1 protein-coding gene is annotated in these 1020 nt (G+C 70.2%); it reads left to right on the plus strand.

The genetic code is table 11. The annotated features are described in order from the left end of the window. On the plus strand, positions 1 to 1020 hold a 1020-nt coding region (locus AB0B50_RS44655; RefSeq protein WP_362343876.1), incomplete at both ends, for a phosphopantetheine-binding protein.

Consider the following 1020-nt stretch of genomic DNA (forward strand, 5'->3'; position numbering starts at 1 on the left):
GGTTTCCGTATCGAGCCGGGTGAGGTCGAGGCGGCTTTGACCGCGCACCCGGCCGTGGCCCAGGCCGTCGTCACCACCCATGAAGCCCGAGGCGGAGCACAGCAGTTGGTGGCATACGTCGTCCCGATGGACGGCGGCCTCGGTGTGGGTGACTCCGGCGAACTCGACTTCGACGTGCGTGTGGGTGTGTCGGTGGCGGAGCTGCGTCGGTTTGTGGCGGGGCGGTTGCCGGAGTTCATGGTGCCGTCGGCGTTGGTGATGCTGGAGCGGCTGCCGTTGATGGCGAACGGCAAGCTGGACCGCGCCGCGCTGCCCGAACCGGAGTTCTCCGGTGGGGAGTACTGCGCGCCGCGTACGCCCGTCGAGGAGGCTTTGGCGGGGGTGTTCGCCGAGGTGTTGGGTCTGGAGCGGGTGGGGGTGGACGACGACTTCTTCGCGGTCGGCGGTGACAGCATCCGTTCGATCCAGGTGGTGGCGCGGGCACGGGCGCGGGGTGTGGAGGTCACGCCGCGGCAGATCTTCGAGTCACGTACGGTCGCCGAACTCGCCCAGACCGTAGCGGCGGTGGGCTCTGGCACCGCTGCGGATGCGGTGGTGCTGGAGGAGTTCGAGGGGGGCGGCACCGGGTGGGCGCCCCTGCCGCCCGTGGGCCAGTACTTGTTGGAGCTCGGCGGCGGCTATGGCCGTTACAACATGTCGGTCGCCCTTGAACTGCCGGACGGTATTGGTGAGTCGGGGTTGGTGGCGACGCTGGCTGCGGTGGTTGATCGTCATGATGTGCTGCGTTCGCGTCTGGTGAGGGGGGTGGATGGTGTTTCGGGGCTGGAGGTGGCGGCTCCGGGGGCGGTGGATGTGGCTTCGCTGGTGCGTCGGGTCGAGTGTGATGGCCGGTGGGACGGTGGTTGGGGGGAGTTGGCGGCCGCGGAGCTGGATGCGGCGGCGGGGCGGCTGGATCCGGGGGCGGGGGTGATGGCGCAGTTCGTGTGGTTCGCGCCGTCCGGCGGGCAGGCGCAGGACGCG

Origin of the sequence: Streptomyces sp. NPDC041068 (genome assembly GCF_040647455.1) — a bacterium.
Lineage (GTDB): Bacteria > Actinomycetota > Actinomycetes > Streptomycetales > Streptomycetaceae > Streptomyces.